Annotated in this window: 1 rRNA gene; it reads right to left on the reverse strand. The window is 51.0% G+C overall.

Annotated elements, in window-relative coordinates:
• Positions 1 to 65 precede the first annotated feature (65 nt).
• Positions 66 to 2610, reverse strand: a 23S ribosomal RNA gene (locus tag ABFX33_RS00005); the annotation flags it as partial.

Below are 2610 nucleotides of genomic sequence, written 5' to 3' on the forward strand. Positions count from 1 at the left end.
TATATTGAAAGAGTTTCGTTTCCTTTGTTTCAAAAATTAAAGAGGAAGACAACAGTGTGTCTCTGCATGAGAAAGCTTCGGGCTATTAGTACCACTTGGCTTTGGTCTCTCAACCTTTACACCTATGGCCTATCAACGTAGTCATCTTCTACGACCCTATAAGGAAGTCTCATCTCGTGGCTAGTTTCGCACTTAGATGCTTTCAGCGCTTATCTATTCCAGACGTAGCTACCCTGCCGTACACCTGGCGGCATAACAGGTTCACCAGAGGTCTGTCCAACCCGGTCCTCTCGTACTAAGGTCAGATCCACTCAAACTTCCAACGCCCACAACAGATAGGGACCGAACTGTCTCGCGACGTTCTGAACCCAGCTCGCGTGCCACTTTAATGGGCGAACAGCCCAACCCTTGGGACCTTCTCCAGCCCCAGGATGTGACGAGCCGACATCGAGGTGCCAAACCTCCCCGTCGATATGAGCTCTTGGGGGAGATCAGCCTGTTATCCCCAGCGTACCTTTTATCCTTTGAGCGATGGCCCTTCCATACAGAACCACCGGATCACTATGTCCGTCTTTCGACCCTGTTCGACTTGTCGGTCTCACAGTCAAGCAAGCTTATGCCATTGCACTCCGCGTACGGTTACCAAGCGTACTGAGCTTACCTTTGAAAGCCTCCGTTACCTTTTTGGAGGCGACCACCCCAGTCAAACTACCCACCAAACAATGTCCTCCCCATTAGGGAGTTAGAAACCGAATACAGAAAGGGCGGTATTTCAAGGTTGATTCCACGTATCCTGGCGAACACGCTTCAACATCTCCCGCCTATCCTACACATCCTGTACCCAATCTCAATGTTAAGCTATAGTGAAGGTGCATGGGGTCTTTCCGTCCCGTTGCGGGTAATCGGCGTCTTCACCGATACCACAATTTCACCGAGCTCATGGCTGAGACAGCGCCCAGATCGTTACACCATTCGTGCAGGTCGGAACTTACCCGACAAGGAATTTCGCTACCTTAGGACCGTTATAGTTACGGCCGCCGTTTACTGGGGCTTCGATTCAATGCTTCTCTTACGATGACATCCCCTCTTAACCTTCCAGCACCGGGCAGGTGTCAGGCCTTATACCTCATCTTGCGATTTTGCAAAGCCATATGTTTTTGTTAAACAGTCGCCTGGGCCTTTTCACTGCGGCTGCTCATCGCTGAGACAGCGCCCCTTCTCCCGAAGTTACAGGGCCATTTTGCCGAGTTCCTTAGCCATGACTCACTCGAGCACCTTAGGATTCTCTCCTCGACCACCTGTGTCGGTTTGCGGTACGGGTCTTCATAACCTGAAGCTTAGCGGGTTTTCTTGGAAGTCTGTTTACCTGCTCTATCAGCGCCACCGAAGCTTTGCTGTACTATTGGGTTTCAGCAGGGTCGGCGGATTTGCCTACCGTCCCTATACCTACGCCTTTCAACGAACTATTCCGTCAGTTCGCGGCAGTGTCACTACTCCGTCACCACATCGCAGTTATGAAGAGTACTGGAATATTAACCAGTTGTCCATCGGCTTGCCCCCTTCGGGTGCGCCTTAGGTCCCGACTGACCCTGATCCGATTAACGTTGATCAGGAAACCTTGGTCTTTCGGTGGGCGGGTTTCCCACCCGCCTTATCGTTACTTATGCCTACATTTGCTTTTCCATACGGTCCAACACCCATTACCAGATATCTTCGCCCCATATGGAATGCTCCCCTACCAGATGCACATAAGTGCAAATCCATAGCTTCGGTACCGTTCTTGATGCCCGTTTATTATCCACGCCCGGCCGCTCGACTAGTGAGCTGTTACGCACTCTTTAAATGAATGGCTGCTTCCAAGCCAACATCCTAGCTGTCTGGGCAACCGGACCTCGTTAGTTCAACTTAGAACGAATTTGGGGACCTTAGCTGATGGTCTGGGTTCTTTCCCTCTCGGCCTTGGACCTTAGCACCCAAAGCCTCACTGCCGGCCATATTTAATAGCATTCGGAGTTCGTCTGGATTTGGTAGGATTTGACTCCCCCGCACCCAATCGGTAGCTCTACCTCTATTAAACTCGATGCCGACGCTGTTCCTAAAAACATTTCGGGGAGTACGAGCTATTTCCCAGTTTGATTGGCCTTTCACCCCTACCCTCAGGTCATCCGGAAACTTTTCAACGTTTATCGGTTCGGTCCTCCATTACATGTTACTGCAACTTCAACCTGCCCAAGGGTAGATCACAAGGTTTCGCGTCTACCTCATCTGACTATGCGCCCTATTAAGACTCGCTTTCGCTTCGGCTGCGTCCCTGAAGGACTTAACCTTGCCAGACAAGAGTAACTCGTAGGCTCATTATGCAAAAGGCACGCTGTCACAGGACCTGCCTGCTCCAACCGCTTGTAAGCACACGGTTTCAGGTTCTTTTCACTCCCCTGTTCGGGGTTCTTTTCACCTTTCCCTCACGGTACTGGTTCACTATCGGTCTCTCAGGAGTATTTAGCCTTACCAGATGGTGCTGGTGGATTCCCACAGGATTTCTCCGGTCCCGCGGTACTCAGGATACCACTATGTCAACATTCTTTACCTGTACGGGGCTCTCACCCTTAT

It is taken from the genome of Sphingobacterium ginsenosidimutans, assembly GCF_039536865.1.
GTDB lineage: Bacteria > Bacteroidota > Bacteroidia > Sphingobacteriales > Sphingobacteriaceae > Sphingobacterium > Sphingobacterium detergens.